This is a genomic window from Kribbella sp. NPDC104218 (genome assembly GCF_055584105.1).
Genome location: NZ_JBVJMQ010000005.1, coordinates 140,656 through 160,575 on the forward strand (window position 1 = coordinate 140,656; position 19,920 = coordinate 160,575).

Annotated in this window: 22 protein-coding genes; 15 read left to right on the forward strand and 7 right to left on the reverse strand. The window is 69.4% G+C overall.

The genetic code is table 11. The features are described 5' to 3' along the window. Positions 1-62: 62 nt before the first annotated feature. Genes ACZ6ZD_RS34075 through ACZ6ZD_RS34085 form a run of 3 tightly spaced genes read left to right on the forward strand, consistent with a single transcriptional unit; the run spans position 63 to position 2,997 of the window. Positions 63-1,052 (forward strand): Bug family tripartite tricarboxylate transporter substrate binding protein, encoded by a 990-nt coding sequence (locus ACZ6ZD_RS34075; protein WP_465678414.1) that lies wholly within the window; start codon positions 63-65, stop codon positions 1,050-1,052. Further along, on the forward strand, positions 1,049-1,507 hold the full coding sequence (locus ACZ6ZD_RS34080; RefSeq protein ID WP_465678416.1) for a tripartite tricarboxylate transporter TctB family protein: 459 nt from the start codon (positions 1,049-1,051) through the stop codon (positions 1,505-1,507). The genes ACZ6ZD_RS34075 and ACZ6ZD_RS34080 overlap by 4 nt, the downstream gene beginning before the upstream one ends. Continuing rightward, positions 1,507-2,997: a tripartite tricarboxylate transporter permease gene (locus ACZ6ZD_RS34085; protein WP_465678418.1), complete on the forward strand. Its 1,491-nt coding sequence runs from the start codon at positions 1,507-1,509 to the stop codon at positions 2,995-2,997. Before ACZ6ZD_RS34080 ends, ACZ6ZD_RS34085 begins: the two co-directional genes overlap by 1 nt. Here the strand turns inward: ACZ6ZD_RS34085 and glmS are convergent. The 4 genes from glmS to nucS form a co-directional block, all read right to left on the reverse strand. Continuing rightward, on the reverse strand, positions 2,984-4,804 hold the full coding sequence (gene glmS, locus ACZ6ZD_RS34090) for a glutamine--fructose-6-phosphate transaminase (isomerizing) (protein ID WP_465678420.1): 1,821 nt from the start codon (positions 4,802-4,804) through the stop codon (positions 2,984-2,986). The two genes, ACZ6ZD_RS34085 and glmS, sit on opposite strands and share 14 nt — an antisense overlap. A gap of 34 nt (positions 4,805-4,838) precedes the next feature. Then, complete coding sequence (locus tag ACZ6ZD_RS34095; protein WP_238175947.1) at positions 4,839-5,120, reverse strand: hypothetical protein; 282 nt, start codon at positions 5,118-5,120, stop codon at positions 4,839-4,841. A 77-nt stretch (positions 5,121-5,197) separates the two neighbouring features. After that, positions 5,198-5,467, reverse strand: coding sequence for a hypothetical protein (locus tag ACZ6ZD_RS34100; protein WP_465678422.1), 270 nt, complete (start codon positions 5,465-5,467; stop codon positions 5,198-5,200). Positions 5,468-5,482: 15 nt separating this feature from the next. After that, on the reverse strand, positions 5,483-6,148 hold the full coding sequence (nucS, locus tag ACZ6ZD_RS34105) for an endonuclease NucS (protein WP_465678424.1): 666 nt from the start codon (positions 6,146-6,148) through the stop codon (positions 5,483-5,485). A 43-nt stretch (positions 6,149-6,191) separates the two neighbouring features. Here nucS and ACZ6ZD_RS34110 point away from each other — a divergent pair, with 43 nt between their 5' ends. Genes ACZ6ZD_RS34110 through ACZ6ZD_RS34130 form a run of 5 tightly spaced genes read left to right on the forward strand, consistent with a single transcriptional unit; the run spans position 6,192 to position 10,905 of the window. Next, the gene (locus ACZ6ZD_RS34110; RefSeq protein ID WP_465678426.1) at positions 6,192-6,509 is read left to right on the forward strand and encodes a hypothetical protein; all 318 of its coding nucleotides are present in this window, start codon (positions 6,192-6,194) and stop codon (positions 6,507-6,509) included. Then, complete coding sequence (locus ACZ6ZD_RS34115) at positions 6,506-6,976, forward strand: NUDIX domain-containing protein (protein ID WP_465678428.1); 471 nt, start codon at positions 6,506-6,508, stop codon at positions 6,974-6,976. The genes ACZ6ZD_RS34110 and ACZ6ZD_RS34115 overlap by 4 nt, the downstream gene beginning before the upstream one ends. Positions 6,977-7,021: 45 nt before the next feature. Further along, on the forward strand, positions 7,022-8,803 hold the full coding sequence (locus ACZ6ZD_RS34120; protein WP_465678430.1) for a 3-hydroxyacyl-CoA dehydrogenase family protein: 1,782 nt from the start codon (positions 7,022-7,024) through the stop codon (positions 8,801-8,803). Positions 8,804-8,832: 29 nt separating this feature from the next. Next, positions 8,833-9,864, forward strand: a complete 1,032-nt coding sequence (locus ACZ6ZD_RS34125) for a hypothetical protein (protein ID WP_465678432.1) — start codon at positions 8,833-8,835, stop codon at positions 9,862-9,864. Then, positions 9,865-10,905: a hypothetical protein gene (locus ACZ6ZD_RS34130; protein WP_465678433.1), complete on the forward strand. Its 1,041-nt coding sequence runs from the start codon at positions 9,865-9,867 to the stop codon at positions 10,903-10,905. It abuts the gene before it with no gap. Here ACZ6ZD_RS34130 and ACZ6ZD_RS34135 read toward each other — a convergent pair. Then, positions 10,893-11,678 (reverse strand): phytanoyl-CoA dioxygenase family protein, encoded by a 786-nt coding sequence (locus tag ACZ6ZD_RS34135; protein ID WP_465678435.1) that lies wholly within the window; start codon positions 11,676-11,678, stop codon positions 10,893-10,895. The genes ACZ6ZD_RS34130 and ACZ6ZD_RS34135 overlap by 13 nt on opposite strands. Positions 11,679-11,728: 50 nt before the next feature. On the opposite strand from ACZ6ZD_RS34135, the gene ACZ6ZD_RS34140 reads away from it, so the two are divergent. The 4 genes from ACZ6ZD_RS34140 to ACZ6ZD_RS34155 are packed head-to-tail and all read left to right on the forward strand — an operon-like array spanning position 11,729 to position 14,962. Beyond that, positions 11,729-12,517, forward strand: coding sequence for a helix-turn-helix domain-containing protein (locus ACZ6ZD_RS34140; protein ID WP_465678437.1), 789 nt, complete (start codon positions 11,729-11,731; stop codon positions 12,515-12,517). 17 nt (positions 12,518-12,534) lie between these two features. After that, positions 12,535-13,389, forward strand: coding sequence for an ABC transporter substrate-binding protein (locus ACZ6ZD_RS34145; RefSeq protein WP_465678439.1), 855 nt, complete (start codon positions 12,535-12,537; stop codon positions 13,387-13,389). After that, positions 13,386-14,234: an amino acid ABC transporter permease gene (locus tag ACZ6ZD_RS34150; RefSeq protein ID WP_465678441.1), complete on the forward strand. Its 849-nt coding sequence runs from the start codon at positions 13,386-13,388 to the stop codon at positions 14,232-14,234. Before ACZ6ZD_RS34145 ends, ACZ6ZD_RS34150 begins: the two co-directional genes overlap by 4 nt. Further along, positions 14,231-14,962: an amino acid ABC transporter ATP-binding protein gene (locus tag ACZ6ZD_RS34155; protein ID WP_465678443.1), complete on the forward strand. Its 732-nt coding sequence runs from the start codon at positions 14,231-14,233 to the stop codon at positions 14,960-14,962. The genes ACZ6ZD_RS34150 and ACZ6ZD_RS34155 overlap by 4 nt, the downstream gene beginning before the upstream one ends. Positions 14,963-15,046: 84 nt before the next feature. Here ACZ6ZD_RS34155 and ACZ6ZD_RS34160 read toward each other — a convergent pair whose 3' ends face one another. Together ACZ6ZD_RS34160 and ACZ6ZD_RS34165 are read right to left on the reverse strand one after the other, a co-directional pair. Next, positions 15,047-15,691: a response regulator gene (locus tag ACZ6ZD_RS34160; protein WP_465678445.1), complete on the reverse strand. Its 645-nt coding sequence runs from the start codon at positions 15,689-15,691 to the stop codon at positions 15,047-15,049. Further along, positions 15,643-16,938 (reverse strand): sensor histidine kinase, encoded by a 1,296-nt coding sequence (locus ACZ6ZD_RS34165; protein ID WP_465678447.1) that lies wholly within the window; start codon positions 16,936-16,938, stop codon positions 15,643-15,645. Before ACZ6ZD_RS34165 ends, ACZ6ZD_RS34160 begins: the two co-directional genes overlap by 49 nt. A 132-nt stretch (positions 16,939-17,070) precedes the next feature. Here ACZ6ZD_RS34165 and ACZ6ZD_RS34170 point away from each other — a divergent pair, with 132 nt between their 5' ends. The 3 genes from ACZ6ZD_RS34170 to ACZ6ZD_RS34180 are packed head-to-tail and all read left to right on the forward strand — an operon-like array spanning position 17,071 to position 19,913. After that, on the forward strand, positions 17,071-18,105 hold the full coding sequence (locus ACZ6ZD_RS34170; protein ID WP_465678448.1) for a fatty acid desaturase family protein: 1,035 nt from the start codon (positions 17,071-17,073) through the stop codon (positions 18,103-18,105). 58 nt (positions 18,106-18,163) lie between these two features. After that, entirely contained in the window at positions 18,164-19,558 is a 1,395-nt protein-coding gene (locus tag ACZ6ZD_RS34175; RefSeq protein ID WP_465678450.1) for a M28 family metallopeptidase, read from the forward strand. A gap of 55 nt (positions 19,559-19,613) precedes the next feature. Further along, entirely contained in the window at positions 19,614-19,913 is a 300-nt protein-coding gene (locus ACZ6ZD_RS34180; RefSeq protein ID WP_171677173.1) for a hypothetical protein, read from the forward strand. The last annotated feature ends 7 nt before the right edge of the window (positions 19,914-19,920 follow it).

Below are 19,920 nucleotides of genomic sequence, written 5' to 3' on the forward strand. Positions count from 1 at the left end.
GGTATCACTCGATGCCTAAACAGCCTTGGACACGCATCGACGGGCGTTCCTACGCTCACGCAATGAAGCTCAACCGCCACGCAGTGCTGATCGCGGCCGCCGGAGTCCTCCTGACCGGCTGCGGCGGAGTGAAGACGACCGCCGGGGGTGGGGCCGGGGAGTACCCGACCGGCAACATCCAGATGAGCGTCGGCAACGCGCCCGGCGGCAGTACCGACCTGATCACCCGGGCCATTGCCGAGGGCATCGGCCGGGAGCTGGGCGTCGCCGTACCGGTGGTGAACAAACCGGGCGCGAACGGCGCGCTGAACGCGAAGGAGCTGGCCGCCGCGAAACCGGACGGCTACCGGATCGCCGTCCAGAACGCGTCGCTGTTCACGATCACGCCGCTCGCGGTGTCGGCCGCCGAAGCGGTCTCGATCGACGACTTCGAGCTGATCGGCGGGATCTCGCAGGACGACTTCGTGCTGCTCGCGCCGGCGGCGTCCGGGGCGAAGACGATCGCGGATCTGCGCAAGGGCGGGAAGAACCTCAAGTACGGGACCACCGGGGTCGGGACGGGCGCGCAGCTGGCCTCGGCGCTGACCTTCAAACAAGCCGGGATCCCGGCCACCGACGTCCCGTTCGACGGCGGCGCGCCCGCGCTGACCGCGTTGCTGGGCAGTCAGATCGACGTCGCGACCATCCAGGTCGGGGACAGCATCGCGCAGATCAAGGCGAAGAAGGTCGTACCGATCGCGGTCTTCTCGGACGCGCGGATCAAGTTCCTCCCGGAGGTCGCGACGGCCAAGGAGCAGGGGTACGACGTCGTCGTCTCCCAGTACCGCTTCCTGACCGCGCCCAAAGGTACGCCGGACGCCGTCAAGACCAAGCTCGCCGACGCCGCGAAGAAGACCTTCGCCACCGAGGCCTACCGGCAGTTCAACGACAACCACTGCCTGACGCCGATCGAGGTCACGCCCGACGAGGTCCACAAGATCCTCGATCAGTACGCCGCCAAGTACAAAGCCCAGCTCGACCAGTACAAGATCACTCTCGGCGCGAAGAAGTGACCGAGGACGGGCCCGCTCCCGGCGGGGCTTGGTATCAGGTCGGCGCCGCGGTTGTCGCCGCGGCTGTCGGGGTTGCCGGGTTGGTCGGCTCGTGGTCGCTCGGGCTGGGACGGCTCACTGCGCCGGGGCCGGGGTTGTGGCCGTTCGCCGTCAGTGTGTTGATCACCGGGCTTGCCGTGGTGCTCGGGGTGACCGGGCGCGGCGCGGCGGATACCGAGCGGTTCACCACCGCGAGTTTGCGGACGGCGGGGGTTGTGGTCTGCCTGGTGTTGTTCGCCGTGCTGTTGCCGTTGGTCGGGTTCGAGATCCCTTCGCTGCTGTTGGTGCTCGGCTGGATGCGCGTGCTGGGTAAGGAGGCCTGGGGGCTGTCGGCGGTGGTGAGCGTGGGGACGGTCGCGGCCTTCTACGGGTTGTTCGTGGTCCTGCTCGAGATTCCGTTGCCGCGGTTGATCTGATGGAGTTCCTTGAGCCGCTCAACCTGCTGTACTGCCTGATCGGCGTCGTGATCGGGATGCTGATCGGCGTCCTGCCCGGCTTGGGGCCGGCGGCAACGATCGCGATCCTGCTGCCGGTCACCTACGGCGTGGAGCCGGTGTCGGCGATCATCCTGCTGGCGGGCATCTTCTACGGCGCCCAGTACGGCGGGACGATCACGTCGGTACTGCTGAGACTGCCCGGGGAAGCCTCTTCGGTGGTCACCGTGTTCGACGGCCATGCGCTGGCCAGACAGGGCAGAGCCGGGACGGCGCTCGGCGTCGCCGCGATCGGCTCGTTCATCGGCGGCACCGTGTCGATCGTCGGGCTCACCCTGCTCGCGCCGCTGGTGGCCGCGGTCGCGCTCGACTTCGGGCCGCCGGAATACGCGGCACTGTCGTTGTTCGGCGTCCTGCTGGTGGCGACTGTCGGCAACGGCGGGCGGACGAAGGCGCTCATCGCCGCGGGGCTCGGGTTGCTGCTGGCAACGGTCGGCCGGGACACCTTCACCGGTGCGAGCCGGTTCACCTTCGACACCCTGAACCTTGCCGACGGCATCGACTTCGTGCCGATCGCGATGGGCCTGTTCGGGCTCGGCGAGATCCTGCACAACCTGGAGGAGCGGCATCGCACCGCCCCGGCGCCGGCCACGGTCGGCAACGCCTGGCCGTCGCGCGCGGATCTCAGGCAGTCGAGCGGCGCGATCGGCCGCGGCTCGGTCATCGGGTTCGCCCTCGGCGTCCTGCCCGGCGGCGGCGCGACGCTGTCGTCCCTGGTCGCGTACGCCGTCGAGAAGCGCCGGGCCAAGCAGCCCGAGCGATTCGGCCAGGGCGCGGTCGAGGGCGTCGCCGCGCCGGAGACCGCGAACAACGCGGCCGCGACGTCGTCGTTCATCCCGCTGCTCACCCTCGGCATCCCGGCGAACGCGACCATGGCGCTGCTGTTCGGCGCGCTGCTCATCCACGGCATCCCGCCCGGCCCGCAGCTGATCACCGAACACCCGGACCTGTTCTGGGGTGTGGTCAACTCGATGTACGTCGGCAACGTCCTGCTGCTGATCATGAGCATCCCGATGGTCGGGCTGTTCGTGAAGATCCTCCGCGTCCGGCCCGCGATCCTCGCCCCGATCACCGTGCTGATCACGCTGATCGGCGTCTACACGGTGGCCAACCAGGTCTTCGACATCTTCCTGGTGATCGGCTTCGGCGTCCTCGGCTACCTGCTGAAGAAGTTCGGCTTCGAGCCCGGCCCGCTGGTGCTCGCGTTCGTCCTCGGCAGCCTGCTGGAGACCGCCGTCCGCCAGTCCCTGCTCATCTTCGGCGGTAACCCGGCCGGGTTCTTCACCCGCCCGATCTCGGCCACCGTCCTCGTCCTGCTCCTGCTCGTCCTGCTGCTCCCCGTCGTCCGCAAGCTCCGCGCCCCTGCCGATCGGGCAGGGGCGCGGGCGGAGTCGAGGACTACTCGACGGTGACGGACTTGGCCAGGTTGCGCGGCTTGTCGACGTCGTGGCCGAGGGCGACGGCGGCGTAGTACGCGAGGATCTGGAGCGGGATCGTGAGCAGGATCGGGTCCAGCTCGGGCTCGTTCTTCGGGACCACGATCTGCGCGGCGACGCCGTCCGGGACGTCGACGTCCGGGTGGGTGACGACGTACAGCGGGCCGGAGCGGGCGGCGATCTCGTGCAGGGCGCCGATGTTGCGGTCGAGCAGCTCGTCCTGCGGGACGATCGCGACACTCGGGACGTCCGGCGAGATCAGCGCGAGCGGGCCGTGCTTGAGCTCGGAGGTCTGGTACGCCTCGGCGTGCCGGTAGGAGATCTCCTTGAGCTTCTGCGCGCCTTCGCGGGCGACCGGGTAACCGCGGGTCCGGCCGACGAAGAACAGGCTCTCGTGCTGGGCGAGGCGACCGGCGATCTCGGCCAGCTGCTCCTCCTGGGCGACGATCGAGGCGATGTGCTCGGGGAGCTTCTTCAGGCCCTCGATCAGCCGGCGGCCGTCGGCCGGCGAGACATCGCGGATCCGGCCGAGGTGGATGCCGAGCATCGCGAACGCGACGGCCATGTTGGTCAGCGCCTTGGTCGAGGCGACCGAGACCTCCGGGCCGGCGTGCAGGTAGACGCCGCCGTCGACGGCGCGGGCGATGCTGGAACCGACCGCGTTCACCAGGCCGATCACCCGGCCGCCCTTGCGCTTCAGCTCCTGGACGGCGACCAGCGTGTCCAGCGTCTCGCCGGACTGGCTGACCGCGATGTACAGCGTGTCCCGCTCGACGACCGGGTTGCGGTAGCGGAACTCCGAGGCCGGCTCGGCGTCGGCGGGGATCCGGGCGACCTCCTCGATGAACTGCGCGCCCATCTGACCGGCGTAGTACGCCGAGCCGCAGCCGAGGATCTTGACCCGCTTGATCTCGCGCGCCTCACGGGCGTCCATGTTCAGGCCGCCCAGGTGGACGGTGTGGAAACGCTCGTCCAGCCGGCCGCGGAGCGCGCGGCCGACGGCGTCCGGCTGCTCGTGGATCTCCTTCATCATGAAGTGCTCGTGCAGGCCGCGCTCGTACTCGTCGGCCTCCCAGTCGACCGTCTTGGCGGTCTTGGTGGTCGGCGAGGCGTCCTGGGTGAAGGTGCGGTAGCCGTCGGCCTTGACGGTCGCCATCTCGCCGTCGTCCAGGTAGACGACCTGACGGGTGTAGCGGATCAGCGCGGCCGCGTCGGAGGCGACGTGCATCTCGCCGTCGCCGATACCGAGGATCAGCGGGCTGCCGTTACGGGCGACGACGATCCGGTCCGGGAAGTCGAGGTCGACCACGGCGATGCCGTAGGTGCCCTCGATCCGGCGCAGCGCGGCCATCACCTTCTCCTCGAGGGTCGCGCCGTCGGACTGCTCGATCAGGTGCGCGAGGACCTCGGTGTCGGTCTCGGAGCGCAGTTTGACGCCGGCGTCCTCGAGCTGGCTGCGCAGCGCGCCGGCGTTGTCGAAGATGCCGTTGTGGACGACGGCGATCCGCTCGTTACCGCTGGCGTGCGGGTGCGCGTTGTCCTTGCTCGGGCCGCCGTGGGTGGCCCAGCGGGTGTGGCCGATGCCGAGCTTGCCGCCGAAGCGCTTCGGCAGCGAGGCCTCCAGCTCCCGGACCCGGCCGGCGTCCTTGTGCACCTTCAGCTCGCTGGATCCCATGACGGCCACGCCCGCCGAGTCGTAGCCTCGGTACTCCAGCCGGGCCAGGCCGTCCACCAGGATGGGCGCGGCCGGCTTGGTGCCGACGTACCCGACGATTCCGCACATGTGTTGGTGCCTTTCGAAGGTCGTTTGCTTGCTGTCAGCCGTAGACGATCCGTCGCAGCTGACGGGCGGAGAGTTCGGGCGAGCGCACGGGCCAGTGCCGCAGCTCGCTGCCCACCCGCGCGAAGATCTCGTCGTTGCGGGCGCCGTAGGTCTGCAACTCACGATGCCGGCGCCGGACGTACTCCTCGGCGGTCTCGGTGAAGTACGCCAGCACGTCCGCGACCACTCGTCGCGCGTCGTCCGCGGACAGCCCGGTCGTCCGGCTGACCTGCTCGGCCAGCTCGTCCACCGGCGCTGCCGCCGCCTCACTGATCACCCGACAACTCTGCAGCGCCAGAAACCGAAAAGCCAACATCCTGCCCGAAATCGGGCAAGAAACCTGAGATGTCAGCCTTACGGCTGGTACGGCGGCTGGGGCGGGGGCTGCTGGTACGGCGGCTGACCGGGGTACTGCTGACCGGGGTACTGCTGACCGGGGTACTGCTGCTGGTGCTGCGGCGGGTAGGGCTGCTGGAACTGGGGTGGGAACGGCTGGCGGCGCTTGCGCTGGGATCGAACAACCAGGAGCACGATCACCACGGCGGCGATGGCTGCCAGCGGCAGCGCGAGCCAGACAGCCCAGCTCAGCGCCGTTTCGAAGGGGTTCGCCGGTTCGGGTGGCATGAGGGGCTCCTGGGGTCAGAACAGACGCAGTACGTCGGACTCCATGCCGCGGAGGGCGTCGTAGTCGACCGTCACGCACTCGAGACCGCGGTCGGCGGCCAGGAACTGGGCCTGGGGTTTGATCAGCTGTGCGGCGAAAATACCGCGCACCGGGGCCAGGAGCGGGTCGCGGTTGAGCAGTTCGAGGTAGCGGGTGAGCTGCTCGACGCCGTCGATCTCGCCGCGGCGCTTGATCTCGACGGCGACGTGGTTGCCCTCGGCGTCCCGGCAGAGCAGGTCGACCGGGCCGATCGCGGTCGGGTACTCGCGGCGGACCAGCGTCCAGCCCTCGCCGAAGGTGGTGACGTGCTCGGCGAGCAGCTCCTGCAGGTGCGCCTCGACGCCGTCCTTGATCAGGCCGGGATCGGTACCGAGCTCGTACGCCGTGTCGCTGTGCACCTCCTCGAGCGTGATGCGCAGCTCCTCACCGGCCTTGTTCGTCACGCTCCACACGTTCTCGTCCTCGTCCACGACGAGCTTGCACGGCGGCGACATCCAGTTCAGCGGCTTGTACGAACCGCCGTCGGCGTGGATCAGCACCGACCCGTCCGCCTTCACCATCAGCAGCCGCGGAGCCATCGGCAGATGAGCAGTCAACCGGCCGGAGTAGTCAACGGAACACGTAGCAATCACCAAGCGCACGAGGAGTGACGGTACAGCACTTCGACGTGCGAAGGTGGTTGGCATGAACCTCATGTGTCCTGCGCGGATTCTGCTCCTGCCGGGGGACACAGCCGAGGTCGCGGAGCGGGTGGCACAGGTCTACGCGGCGACCTTCGACGCCGCGGCCGGTGCGCGGCTGGCGGAACGACTGGGCGTACGCCTGACCGTCGTACCGGAGTTGACCGCAGATCCGGAGCGGGAGCTCCAGACAATCTCGGACCAACACCGCGGCGAGACCGTGGTGGTGCTGGGCATCGACCTCGGACTGCGGCTGCCGGCGCTGGTCGAGCACACCGGCGACGGCTGGACGCAGCTGCCCCGCACGCCGGACCAGCCGTGACTGAAGCCTTCCAACAGACGCTCCGCGCCGGCGTCCTGCTCTTCTCACCCGATGGGGTCGCGGTCATCGAGCGGGTCCGAGCGGGGACGACGTACTACACGTTGCCCGGCGGTCAGCTGGAGGACGGCGAGACTGCGGCCGAGGCGGCCCGCCGGGAGAGCTTCGAGGAGCTCGGCGTCCAGGTGGCGATCCATGGACTGGTCGCGGTGGTGCATTTCGGTCTGCAGACGCAGCACTACTTCCTGGCTGAGGCGGTCGGCGGTGTCTTCGGCACCGGGGGCGGGCCGGAGATGGGCAGTTCGGTGGACTCTGAGGCGGGGAGCTATCGGGCGATGTGGTTGTCGCCGCGGCGGTTTGTGGAGCTGCGGCCGAAGCCGATCGGTGCGGCGCTGGCCGCCGTATCGGATCCGGGGGAGCTGGTGACTCGCTGGTTGGACTCGCCGGTAGTTTTTGATGAGCCGAGGTGACTTGGCTCATGGGCTGGACCAGTGGGGGACTGGCATAGTGCCTGCATGGGTCGCGAACTGCAGACGGTGGGTGTGGTCGGTCTCGGCACGATGGGCGCCGGTATCGCGGAGGTGTTCGCGCGGAACGGGCTGACCGTCGTGGGCGTGGAGCGGGACGACGAGGCGGTCGCGCGCGGGCGGGGGCACATTCAGCACTCGACCGACCGGGCGGTGAAGCGCGGGAAGCTGTCGGTCGAGGACCAGCAGGGGCTGTTCGACCGGGTGAGCTTCGCGACGTCGCTGGAGGCGCTGGCCGACTGCGATCTGGTGATCGAGGCCGTGGTCGAGCGGCTCGAGCTGAAGCGGGAGATCTTCTCGGCGCTCGACAAGATCGTCCGCGAGGACGCGATCCTCGCCACCAACACGTCGTCGTTGTCGGTCACCGAGATCTCGGTCGCCACCCAGCGGCCGCGCCGCGTGGTCGGGATGCACTTCTTCAACCCGGCTCCGGTGCAGGAGTTCGTCGAGGTGATCAAGACGGTCGTCACCGAGCCGGATGTCGTCGAGGACGTGCAGGCGCTGGCCCGCCGGCTCGACAAGGTGCCGGTGGTCGCGGCCGACCGGGCCGGGTTCATCGCGAACGCGCTGCTGTTCGGCTACCTCAACCACGCCGTCTCGATGGTCGAGTCGCACTACGCCACCCGTGAGGACGTCGACGCCGCGATGCGGCTCGGCTGCGGCTACCCGATGGGCCCGCTGGCCCTGCTCGACCTGATCGGCCTCGACACGGCGTACGAGATCCTGGACACGATGTACAAGCAGGGCCGCAACCGCCTGCACGCCCCTGCCCCGATCCTCAAGCAGATGGTCACCGCGGGCCTGCTCGGCCGTAAGACCGGCCGCGGCTTCTACACCTACGAGGCACCGGACTCGCCGGTCGTCGTCGACGACGACCAGACCCCGAAGCCGAACGGCGCCGAGACGGCGATCCGCCCGATCCAGCAGGTCGGCGTGGTCGGCTCCGGCACGATGGCCGTCGGCATCATCGAGGTCTGCGCCAAGGCCGGGTACGACGTCCTGTACGTCGCTCGCGGCACCGAGAAGGTGGACAAGGTTCGGGCGGGTCTCGAGCGCTCGCTGGAGAAGGGCGTCCAGCGCGGCAAGCTCTCCGAGGAGGAGCGCGACGCGGCGCTGCGCCGGATCACCGGCACCGCGCGCCTGGACGACCTGGCCAACGCCGACCTGGTGATCGAGGCCGTCGTCGAGGAGCTGAGCGTCAAGCAGGCGCTGTTCGAGACCTTCGACGAGATCTGCAAGCCGACCGCGATCCTGGCCACGACGACGTCCAGCCTGCCGGTGATCGACCTGGCGATGGCGACCAGGCGCCCGGCCGCGGTCGTCGGCCTGCACTTCTTCAACCCGGCCCCGGTGATGAAACTGGTCGAGGTGGTCAGCACGGTCGCCACCGCGCCGGACGTCGCCGACACCGTCGCCGCCCTGGCCGTTGCCGCCGGCAAGCACCCGGTCCGCTGCGGCGACCGGGCCGGCTTCATCGTCAACGCGCTGCTGTTCCCGTACCTGAACGACGCCGTCCGGATGCTCGAGGCGCACTACGCCGGCGTCGACGACATCGACGCCGCGATGAAACTCGGCTGCCGCCTCCCGATGGGCCCGTTCGAGCTCCTCGACGTGGTCGGTCTCGACGTCTCGCTCGCCATCCAGCGCACGCTCTACCTGGAGTTCCGCGAGCCCGGCTTCGCCCCCGCGCCGCTGCTGGAGCACCTGGTCACCGCCGGCTACCTCGGCCGTAAGACGGCGCGCGGTTTCCGGGACTACGCGAAGGTCTGACGGACCGCGCACCTGGCACACTTCCGCAGGTGCGAGAAAAGTTCGCGGGGTACGTGTTCGCCGGCTGCATGCTGTTCCTGCACTTCGCGCTGACCCTCGGACTGATGTTCATGCCCGGTCAGGTCGGCGCCGACTGGCCGGGCTGGCAGTCGACGATGTTCATGGTCGGTATCACGGTGATTCCGGCAGCGATGTGGCTGATCATCATGTCGTCCGGTGGGCTGGCGGCCGCTCGCTGGATCTCGGCCGTCGCGGTCGGCGGTGTCCTGCTCCGCGTGCTGTGGACGGCGTACGACGGCGGCTGGTCCGCGACGGTCGCCGTACTGCCGGTGCTGCTCTTCCTGCTGGGTATCGCGGTGTGGCTGGTCTACACCTGGCCCCGGTCGTCCGGTACGCTCCGAGACCTCGCCGCACGGCACGGCTGGCAGGTGGAGGACGCCCGCAAGCTGAACCTGCCGGCGCTGCCGGTCCCGGTCGGCCCGGCCTGGAGCGTCCGCGACGCCGTCCGGACGCCGAGCGGCGGCGTGGCCTTCGAGGTGCGCTGGCTGCAGTGGCACTGGCTGATCGCCCACCGGCGCCGGTTGAGCGTCTTCGCCCGGGTTCTCGACGTCGCGCTACCGCCGTTCGAAGTCCGGCCCGGTGGGCTGGCGCGCTCCGATCTGGAGCTGGAGAGCGGTGAGTTCAACCGCAGCTTCGACGTCATCGGCGACGACCCGCGCTACCTGATGGCGACTCTGCACCCCCGGAACCTGCAAGCGCTCCTCGACGCCCGGCCGATCAGCTTGGCCGTCAACCGCGCTGCCCTCGTGCTGTCGGACGACGGCCCGCTGACCGACTCGCTCACCCGCGGCCTGACCGCCCTCGACCGGCTCTCCATCCCGTCCCACGTCGCCGAGGACTACGGCCACTACCGCGGCGCCACCCCCGGCCAGGGTCTCCGCTTCCGCGTACCGGACCTCCCCGCGAACGTCATCCTGGCCCGGCTGTTCTTCTTCGCCGCGAGCCTGCTCGGTCTCACCTACCTGTCCTGCCTGGCGGCGGTGCGGATCTACGGCGGATAAATGGGAAAGATCTTCAAGCCGGGAGAACTGCCGGCGCTCGGCTCCCGGTTGTTGATGATCTTCACGCACGCCGCGTTGTACCCGATGGACGACTTCGTCGGCGCGGACTGGCCGGAATGGACGTCGTTGATGACGACCTTCTCGCTGACGATCCTGCCAGTGGCTTGGCTGCTGGTGTGGGCCGGTGCGAGTGCGGCGCCGGTCGGTCGCTGGATCGCGCTGGCCGGTGTGCTGGCGGCCATCCTGCGGGTGCTCTGGGTCGTCTACGACAGCGGGCCGATGCCGACGATCGCCGTCGTCCCGCTGCTGGTGGCGCTGCTCCTGATCGCGGTGTACCTCGTCTACACCTGGCCGCGGCGGGCGTCCCGCGCGCTGCGAGAGCTTGCCTGGCGCAACGGTTGGCAGGTGGTCCCGACCAGGAAACTGCAGTTGCCGATCCTGCCGCTGCCGGTCGGCGTGGCCCGGAGCACCCGGGACGCCGTACGGACGCCGACCGGTGTCGCCTTCGAGGTGCGCTGGGTGAAATGGCATTGGCTGGTCGCCCGCCGGGTCCGGCTGAGCGCCTTCGTCCGGCTGGTGGACTTCAACCTGCCGACCCTGGAGGTCCGGCCGGGCGGGCTGACCCGATCGGACCTGACGCTGGAGAGCGGTGAGTTCAACCGCAGCTTCGACGTGATCGGCGAGGACCCGCGCTACCTGATGGCCGTCCTGCACCCACGGAACATGGAGGTGCTGCTCCACGCCCGGCCGATCGGCCTGGCCGTCGACGGCCGGGTGATCGCGTTGTACGACAGCAGTCCGCTGACCGAATCGCTGACCCGCGGCCTCGCCGCCCTGGACCGGCTCACGATCCCGCCGTACGTGCTCGAGGACTGGGGACGCTACGCGGGCCCCAACCTGCCCCGGCCCGGCCTGAAGTTCCGGGATCCCGAGAAATGGTCGCACCGGACGGCGCTGCTGCGGTTGGTCGGATTCTCGGCCGGGTTGCTCGGGTTCACCTGGCTCGGGTGTTTCATCGGGGTGTCGATCTACGGTTCCTGATCGCCGTAGTCGCCGCACGGGCCGCCGCCGATGGCTTCGGGGAGGGTGGTCGGCTGGTGGTCGGGGCGGATGAGGGGGTTGTAGAAGGCGGCGATCTCGGTGCTGGCTTCCGGGACGTAGTGGAAGATCAGCGACCGGCGGAAGCGGTCGGCGCTGCTGTTCGGGCGGGATCCGTGGACGACGCTGCCGTGGAAGAACAGCACGTCACCGGCCGTCATCTTGGTCTGGACCTTGTGCAGGCCGGCCGGGATCGGGACCTCGGCATTCGTGAAGGACTCGGTCAGGTCGGCGGCCTCGGGGCAGACCAGCTCGGTCCGGTGTGAGCCGGGGACGACGGCCAGGCCGCCGTTCTCGGCGTCCACGTCGTCGATCGCGATCCAGGCCGCCAGGCAGGTCTCGGGATCGGCGCGGAGGAACATGTTGTCCTGGTGCAGCGCCTGACCGCGGGCGCCCGGCGGCTTGAAGTAGAACATTGACTGGGCGGCCAGCGGCGGGCCGATCAGGGTGCTGACGACATCGAGGATCCGGCTGTCGAGCATCAGCTCGCGGGCGAGCCGGCCGGCCTCGACGTCGGTCCGCCGGTGCGGGTGCACGAAGCGGGGGTACCGGGCCAGCGGGTCGCCGTCCGGGATGCCGTCGTCGAAGTCCATCGAGCGGTCGGACTCGACCTGCTCCATGAAGGCGGCCCGGACCTGCGCGACCTCGGCCAGGCCGAGCAGCTGGGGGACCTGGACGACGCCTTCGGCGGCGTAGATCTCGGCAAGTGCTGTCATACCTTCAGGATCGGCTCGCCGAGCCTGGCCCGGCGATAGGCTATGACGCTGTGAACCTTCGAGATCCTGCTGAGTCGCCCTCGCCGGTCGTACGTCGCCTGGTCACCGGCGAGTTCGACGAAGGACCGGAGTACCGGACGTTCCGGCGGCGCGGGACGACGGACTGGCTGCTCGTGCTGACCCTGGACGGCGCCGGTCACTTCAGCGCCGTCGCGGCCGAACCAGGGACGATCGTGCTGGTCCGGCCCGGCACACTGCACGACTACGGGACCGTGGGGGAGCGTTGGCACTTCCTGTACGCGCACCTGCACCCCAAGCCCGAATGGCTCCTGCTCCTGGACTGGCCGGTCGTTGCTCCCGGCATCCTCCTGCTCCGGCCCGCGAACACCGATCGGATCGCCGACCACCTGCGCGACGCGGTCCGTTTCCAGCGCAGCGTCCTGCCTCAAGGCGAGTTGCTCAGCCTGAACGCCCTCGAAGCCGCCCTGCTCTGGTGTGACACGCAGAATCCGAAGGCCGTCCGCATCGACGACCGCCTGCTGCGCGCCATCGAGCTCGTCGACCAGAACCTCAAAGCCCCGCTCGACCTCACCGATCTGGCTCGCGCCGCCAACCTCTCCGTCTCCCGCTTCGCGCACCTCTTCCGCGCCCAGCTCGGCATCACCCCGCAGCAGTTCGTCGAACGCCGCCGGATCGACGCCGCCCGCCGCCTCCTCGAACTCACCACCCGCTCGATCGCCTCCGTCGCCGCCGAAGTCGGCTACCCCGACCCCCTCTACTTCTCCACTAGATTCCGGCTGTCCACGGGGAGTAGCCCTACGGCGTACAGACGTCGTTGACGCGTACGCTTCTGACCATGACTTCGCGTGTGTTGGGGATCGCGGCGGCCGTACTGCTACTCGGTGTGGTTGCTTGTGCGCCGGAGGACCAGTCGAGCGGGACGCCGGCGCCGAGCGGGGCCGATGCCTGCAGCAAGGACAAGCTGGCGGTGAAGACGGCCGGGACGCTGTCGGTCGGGACGGACAAGCCGGCCTACGAGCCGTGGTTCAGCAAGGACGACCCGGCCAACGGCCAGGGCTACGAGTCGGCGGTCACCTACGCGGTCGCTGAGAAGCTCGGCTTCGCCAAGGACGCGGTGAAGTGGCAGACCGTGCAGTTCAACGCCGCGTTCGCGCCGGGCCCGAAGAAGTTCGACCTGGACGTCAACCAGGTGTCGATCTCGGACGCGCGCCGTAAGGCGGTCGACTTCTCGTCCGGGTACTACGACGTCCGGCAGACCGTGATCACGACCGCGGGCAGCAAGATCGCGAACGCCAAGTCGGTCGCCGAGCTCGCCGACGCCAAACTCGGCGCCCAGGTCGGGACGACGAGCTACACGGTCGCCAAGGACCAGATCAAGCCCAAGCAGCAGGTGGCGGCGTACGACACCAACGACCTGGCCGTGCAGGCGCTGAAGAACAAGCAGCTGGACGGGATCGTCGTCGACCTGCCGACCGCCTTCTACATGACCGCGGCCCAGCTCGACGACGGCAAGATCGTCGGCCAGCTCCCGGCGTCCGGGACGGCCGAGCAGTTCGGGTTCGTGCTGGAGAAGGACTCGAAGCTGACCGGCTGCGTGTCCCAGGCTGTCGACGCGCTGAAGGCCGACGGCACGCTGGCGAAACTGCAGCAGCAGTACCTGACCGAGGAAGGCGCCCCCGAGCTCTCATGAGCTGGGAACCTTCGGCGCTGCAGCAGGAACGGACGGCGTACCGGCGGCGGCAGGCGCGGCGCTCGACCTGGATCGCGGCCGGCAGCTCGGTCGTGCTGCTCGTGCTGGTTGCCTTCGGCATCGGTTCGACCCCGGGCTGGCCGCGGGTCCGGGAGACGTTCTTCAACGTCGACCGGGCCTGGGAGGCGTTGCCGACGGTCGCTCAGGGGCTGTGGCTGAACATCCGGGTGATGCTGGTCTGCGCGGTGCTGATCGTGCTGATCGGGATGACGCTGGCGATCCTGCGGACGTTACGCGGGCCGATCTTCTTCCCGCTCCGGGTGTTCGCGGCGGCGTACACGGACGTGTTCCGCGGGTTGCCGTTGCTGCTGGTGATCTTCCTGCTGGGCTTCGGCGTACCGGCGCTGCAGTTGCGCGGGCTGCCGACCGACGCGGTGATCTGGGGTGGGGCGGCGCTCGTGCTGACCTACTCGTCGTACGTCGCGGAGGTGTTCCGGGCTGGGATCGAGTCGGTGCATCCGTCGCAGCGGGCCGCGGCGCGGTCGCTTGGGCTGACCTATCGGCAGACGCTGCGCTTCGTCGTCCTGCCGCAGGCGGTGCGCCGGGTGCTGCCGCCGCTGCTGAACGACTTCGTCAGCCTGCAGAAGGACTCCGGCCTGATCGCGGTCCTCGGCGTGATCGACGCCATCCGCGCCGCCCAGCTGGAGACCGCGATCGACTTCAACTTCACCCCGTACGTCGTGGCGGGGCTGCTGTTCGTCGCGCTGACCATCCCATTGACCCGGCTGACGGACTACGTCGCGCGGAGGCAGGGCTGGTACGGCGTCGGAGGGGGACCGGTATGACGCTCTTGTCGCTGCGCGGAGTGCGGAAGTCGTACGGCGCGAACGTCGTCCTCCAGGATTTCAGCCTGGACGTCGCCGAGGGGGAGTGCGTCGTCCTGATCGGCGCCTCCGGGTCGGGGAAGTCGACGTTGCTCCGGTGCGTCAACCTGCTCGAGGTGGTGGACGACGGCGTCGTCGAGCTCGCTGGTCGTGACATCACCGACCCGCGGGTGAACGCCGACCAGGTTCGCTCCGGGATCGGATTCGTCTTCCAGTCCTACAACCTCTTCCCGCACCTGACCGTCCTGGACAACATCACTCTCGCTCCCATCCGCGTCCACGGCGTCCCTCGTGATGTCGCTCGCACCCAGGCCCTCGCCATGCTCGCCCGCGTCGGGCTCGCCGAGAAAGCCACCGCCAGACCCGACGAGCTCTCCGGCGGCCAGCAGCAACGCGCCGCCATCGCCCGGGCGATGGTCAACAACCCCCAGCTGCTCCTCCTCGACGAAGTCACCTCGGCCCTCGACCCCGAACTCGTCGGCGAGGTCCTCGACCTCCTCCGCGACCTCAAACGCGAAGGGATGACGATGCTCGTCTGCACCCACGAGATGTCCTTCGCCCGCGAGGTCGCCGACCGGGTCTGCTTCCTCCACCAAGGCCGCCCGCTGGAAGTAGGCCCACCCGCTCAAGTCCTCGACAACCCCCAGGAACCCCGCACCCGAGAGTTCCTCAGCCGAATCCGCAGCTGATCAGCGGGCGGAGCCCCCGCCCACCACACCACCGTGCCGCCCCCGCGCCGTGCTGCGCGCAGCGCCTTCCTCCGCCCGCCCGCGTCAGCGGGCGGAGAGGTATTGGAGGACGGCCATCACGCGGCGGTTGTCGTCTTCGGACGGGGGCAGGTCCAGCTTGGCGAAGATGTTGTTGGTGTGTTTGCTGACCGCCTTCTCGGTGACGAAGAGGGCGGCGGCGATGGCGGCGTTCGAGCGGCCTTCGGCCATCAGGCCGAGGACTTCGGACTCGCGTGGGGTGAGCCGGCCGATGGGCTCGTCGCGGGTGTTGCGGGCGAGCAGCTGGCCGATCACGTCGGGGTCCATCGCGGTGCCGCCGGCGGCGACCCGGCGGACCGAGTCGAGGAAGTCGGCGACGTTCGAGACGCGGTCCTTGAGCAGGTAGCCGACCGCGCCGCCGCCGGTCAGGAGCTCCCGGGCGTAGAGCTGCTCGACGTACTGGGACAGCACCAGGATCGGCAGGCCGGGCACCTTCTTCCGCGCCTCGATCGCGGCCCGCAGTCCTTCGTCGGTGAACGTCGGCGGGAGCCGGACGTCGACGACCGCGACGTCCGGCCGGTGCTCCACCAGCGCGGGCACCAGCCGGGGTCCGTTGTCGACCGCCTCGACGACCTCGAAGTCGTGCGCCTCCAGCAGACGGATCAGGCCGTCCCGGAGGAGGGCGTGGTCTTCAGCGATGAGGACTCGCAAGGCAGCTCCATGATCACGGTGGTCGGCCCGGCGCTCGGGCTCACCACGGTCAACGTACCGTCGAAGGCGGCCAGCCGCCGCTCGATACCGTACAGACCGCCGCCGGGCCGGATCACCGCCCCTCCCACCCCGTCGTCGCCGACCAGGATGTGCAGCTTCTCGTCCTCGTGGGTGATCTGGATCCAGGCGTTCGTCGCGGCCGAGTACTTGACCGCGTTGGCCAGCGCCTCGGCGACCGCGAAGTACGCCGCGGACTCCACCGGCGCGGCCGGCCGGCCCGGGACGTCGAAGGTGACGTCGACCTTGAACGGGCAGGACAGCGCGAGCGCCTTGACCGCGCCCTCGAGACCGCGATCGGCGAGCACCGGCGGGTGGATCCCGCGGACCAGGTCGCGCAGCTCCGACAGCGCCGTACTGGCCGATTCGCGGGCCTCGGTGAGCAGCGCGGCCGCCGTGGCCGGGTCGCGGGCGACCATCTCCTCGGCCATGCCGAGGTTCATGCTCAGGGCGGCCAGCCGGGCCTGCGCGCCGTCGTGCAGGTCGCGTTCGATCCGGCGCAGCTCGGCCGCCTGGGTGTCGACGGTCTCGGCGCGGGACTCCGCCAGCTCGCGGACCCGCAGCGCCAGCTTCGCGCTCTCGGTCGGCCCGAGCAGCGAGCGGGCGATGTACGCGTTCGCCTTCAGCAACCGCTCACCGGCCGCCTGCCAGATCAGGAACCCGAGCAGCGCGACCGGCATCACCAGGAAGCTGGTCCAGAAGTTCACCCAGACCAGGCCGCCGAACGGTTCGTTGAAGATCCCTCGCGGCGTCACGCCGACCAGCAGCGGGTAGACGCCGTAGAAAAGTGTGGTCAGGAACAGCACCGCGCTCACCAGACACAGGACGAAGCCGATCACCGCGTTCACCAGCAGCCAGATGATGTCGCGCCAGGTGGCCGGGTCGGTCAGCGTCGTCCGCAGCCACATCAGGACGCCGGGCATCGGGGGCTTGCGGTACGGGCGGGGGATCCGCTCGCCGATGAAACCGGCCAGCATCGTCCGGTGGCAGTTCGCGAACCAGCGGGTGGCCGGCACGACGCCCAGCAGCAGCGGGATCCCGACCCAGACCGCGATCAGCGGCACCGACACGACGCTCAGCACGAAGAACGCGATACCGACCTCGGCCAGAACGGCGAGGAACAGCGCGATCCACGGCTGCGCGAGTTTGGGATACCGCATCGGCGGCCTCTCCACGACCTGAGTGCTCATGGCCACCATCATGACCGACCGTGAGCCTCGAACCAGTGGTGCTAACTCCCCAATGCGCGGGTGGCCTAACCCCCGGCCGCTGCGGGAGTTAGGCGGCGTGCCCGGCGCCGCGGTACCGACCAGGCTGGTCCCATGACGAGCACAGTGACGACAGCACCCACCCGCGGGAGCGGTTTCGCCCCGCTGCTTCGCGAGATCAAGAGCGCCGGGCTGTTCGAGCGGCGGACGGCGGCGTACGGGATCTCGATCGCGGTCAACGTAGGTCTGATGGCGCTCACCTGGGCCGCGATCGCGGCGGTCGGCGCGTCCTGGTGGGTGCTGCTGCTCGCCGTCCCGCTGGGCATCCTGACCACCCGCGCGGCGTTCTTCGGGCACGACGCCGGCCACCAGCAGATCGCGAGCTCGCGTAAGCTGCACGACTGGATCGGCGTCCTGCACGCCGACCTGCTGCTCGGGATGAGCTATGCCTGGTGGAACGACAAGCACAACAGACACCATGCCAACCCGAACCACACCGACAAGGATCCGGACGTCGGCGAGGGCATCCTGGTCTGGACGATGGAGCAGGCCGAGGGCCGCAAGGGTCTGGAGGGCTGGCTGACCCGCAACCAGGCGCGGATCTTCTTCCCGCTGCTCACGCTCGAAGGTTTCAACCTCAAGGTCTCCAGCGTCCGCTTCCTGCTCGCCAACCGGCGGACGCAGGGCCTCGAGCTCGGCCTGATGGCCGCGCACCTGGTGCTGTACTTCAGCGCGCTGTTCCTGCTGCTCTCCCCGGCGCAGGCGATCGTCTTCGCCCTCGTGCACCACATGGTCTTCGGGCTGCACCTCGGCAGCGTCTTCGCGCCCAACCACAAGGGCATGGAGATGCCGGAAGAGGGCAACGACTGGGGGCATCTGGAGAAGCAGGTGCTGACGTCACGTAACGTGCGCGGCGGCCTCGTCACCGATTGGATGATGGGCGGCCTGAACTACCAGATCGAGCACCACCTCTTCCCGAGTATGCCGCGCGCCAACCTGCGGTTCGCCCAGCCGATCGTCCAGCGGTACTGCGAGGACGTCGGCCTGCCGTACCTGAGCACCGGCCTGATCGATTCGTACCGGATGGGTCTGCGGCACATGCACGAGGTCGGCCAGGAGCTGCGGGACGAAAAATCCTTCACTAACTGAGATCTCTCGATTACCTTCTCTGCTCTCGGGGCCGCCACCCTTGTGAGGAGAGACCTGCATGACCGACACATCCGGTATGAGCCGCCGCGGCCTGTTGGGCGCGGCGGTTGCGGGTGTCACCGTCGCCACCGCGATGCCTGCGCTCCCCGCGTGGGCCGCCGACGACCAGCGCCCGGGTGCACCCAACCGCCCGAAGCTCGACATGTACGACCGGCAGGTCGTCTCGGCCATCTCCGCGGAGCGGGCCCTGCGGCACCTACAGGTGCTCTCGCAGGACATCGGCCCGCGGATCGGCGGGACCAGGAGCGAGAAGCGAGCGGCCGACTACATCGCCGACCAGCTCGACCGCTACGGCTACCGGACCCGGCTGGAGCCGTTCCCGGTCGCGGACAAGTTCACGGCCGAGATCGAGGACGTCCGGGGCATCCTGCCGAACGACATCTGCTGGCAGGCCGGAGCGGCGCCGGGCGGGAAGCTCGACGTCACGGTCCAGGGCCCGGTCCGGGACGTCGGCCCGGCGACCGCGCCGGTCTGGCCGGCTGACGTAGCGGGTGCGATCGTCATTGCGGAAGACACCGCGGCCGCGCGGCCGGCATTCGTCGCCGAGGCTGCAGCGAAGGGTGCGGTCGGGGTCATCCTGCTCCCGGCCGATCTGGTCTTTCCGCGTCGCGCCTCCGCGTTCCAGCCTGGCGGGCTCACTGACGCGCCGATCCCGGTCATCGGCGTCGCTCAGGTGCAGAAGCGGCTGCTGCGGGAGGCGCTCGCGGTGGTGACCACGCTGCCGCTGAAGCTCAGCACGAAGGCGCACCGCGGTCTGACCTCCAACAACGTGATCGCCGAGCGGAAGGGCCGCAGCGGATCGAACGGCCCGATCGTGATGGTCAGTGGTCACTACGACTCGGTCATCGGCGCTCCGGGCGCGAACGACGACGGCTCCGGCACAGTGCTCACCATGGAGCTGGCTCGCGTGTTCAGCAGGCTGAACACCAACGCGACGCTGCGGTTCGCCCTATGGGGTTCTGAGGAGCAGGGGCTGATCGGATCCCGCTACCACGTCGCTCAGCTGCCGCAGGACCAGCGCGACCGGTACAAGGCCGTGTTCCAGAACGACATGGTCGCCACCAGCTGGGATCCGGCGGTCACCTACTGGATTCTGTCGTTCACCGGCCTGGCCAACACCGCCACGGACGCCGTCCGCGGCTCCGGTCAGCGGCTCGGCTACGACCCGCAGATCGTCGGTCCGGTACTGCGGGGTGCGTCCGACCACCAGTCGTTCCAGGAGGTCGGCATCGCGTCGGCCAACTTCTCCTGGCGCGGTGAGATCTCACCGGCGCACCTGGAGCCGCCGTACCACTCGCCGGAGGACACCATCGAGAAGAACGTCAGCCTGGAGCGCCTCCAGGTTTCGATGGAGCTGATCGGCACGGCGGCGTACCGGGTCGCCCGTGGCTAAGTAGTAGGTGCCTGTGCCGGGGTGACATGGCTCATACGGATAGCCTTGAAGGGCTATGTCGCCCCGGAGCAGGAAACCGTCGAAGTGGCAGCGGCCCGTCAGCGACCGGCCGTTGCTGGGTGGTTCCCAGGCCCGGGAGGCGCGCGCCGACGGGGACTGGAACGTCCGGCGCGTGTCCGGTTCGGCGTCCGGTAAGTCGTACCGCTGCCCGGGCTGCGACCAGCAGATCCCGCCGTCCACTCCGCACGTCGTGGTCTGGCCGGACAACCCCAGCCTGCTCGCCGCCATCGGTGGCGCGCAGTCCCTCGACGAACGCCGCCACTGGCACACCGCCTGCTGGCAGCGCCGTCGCTGAGTCGGAG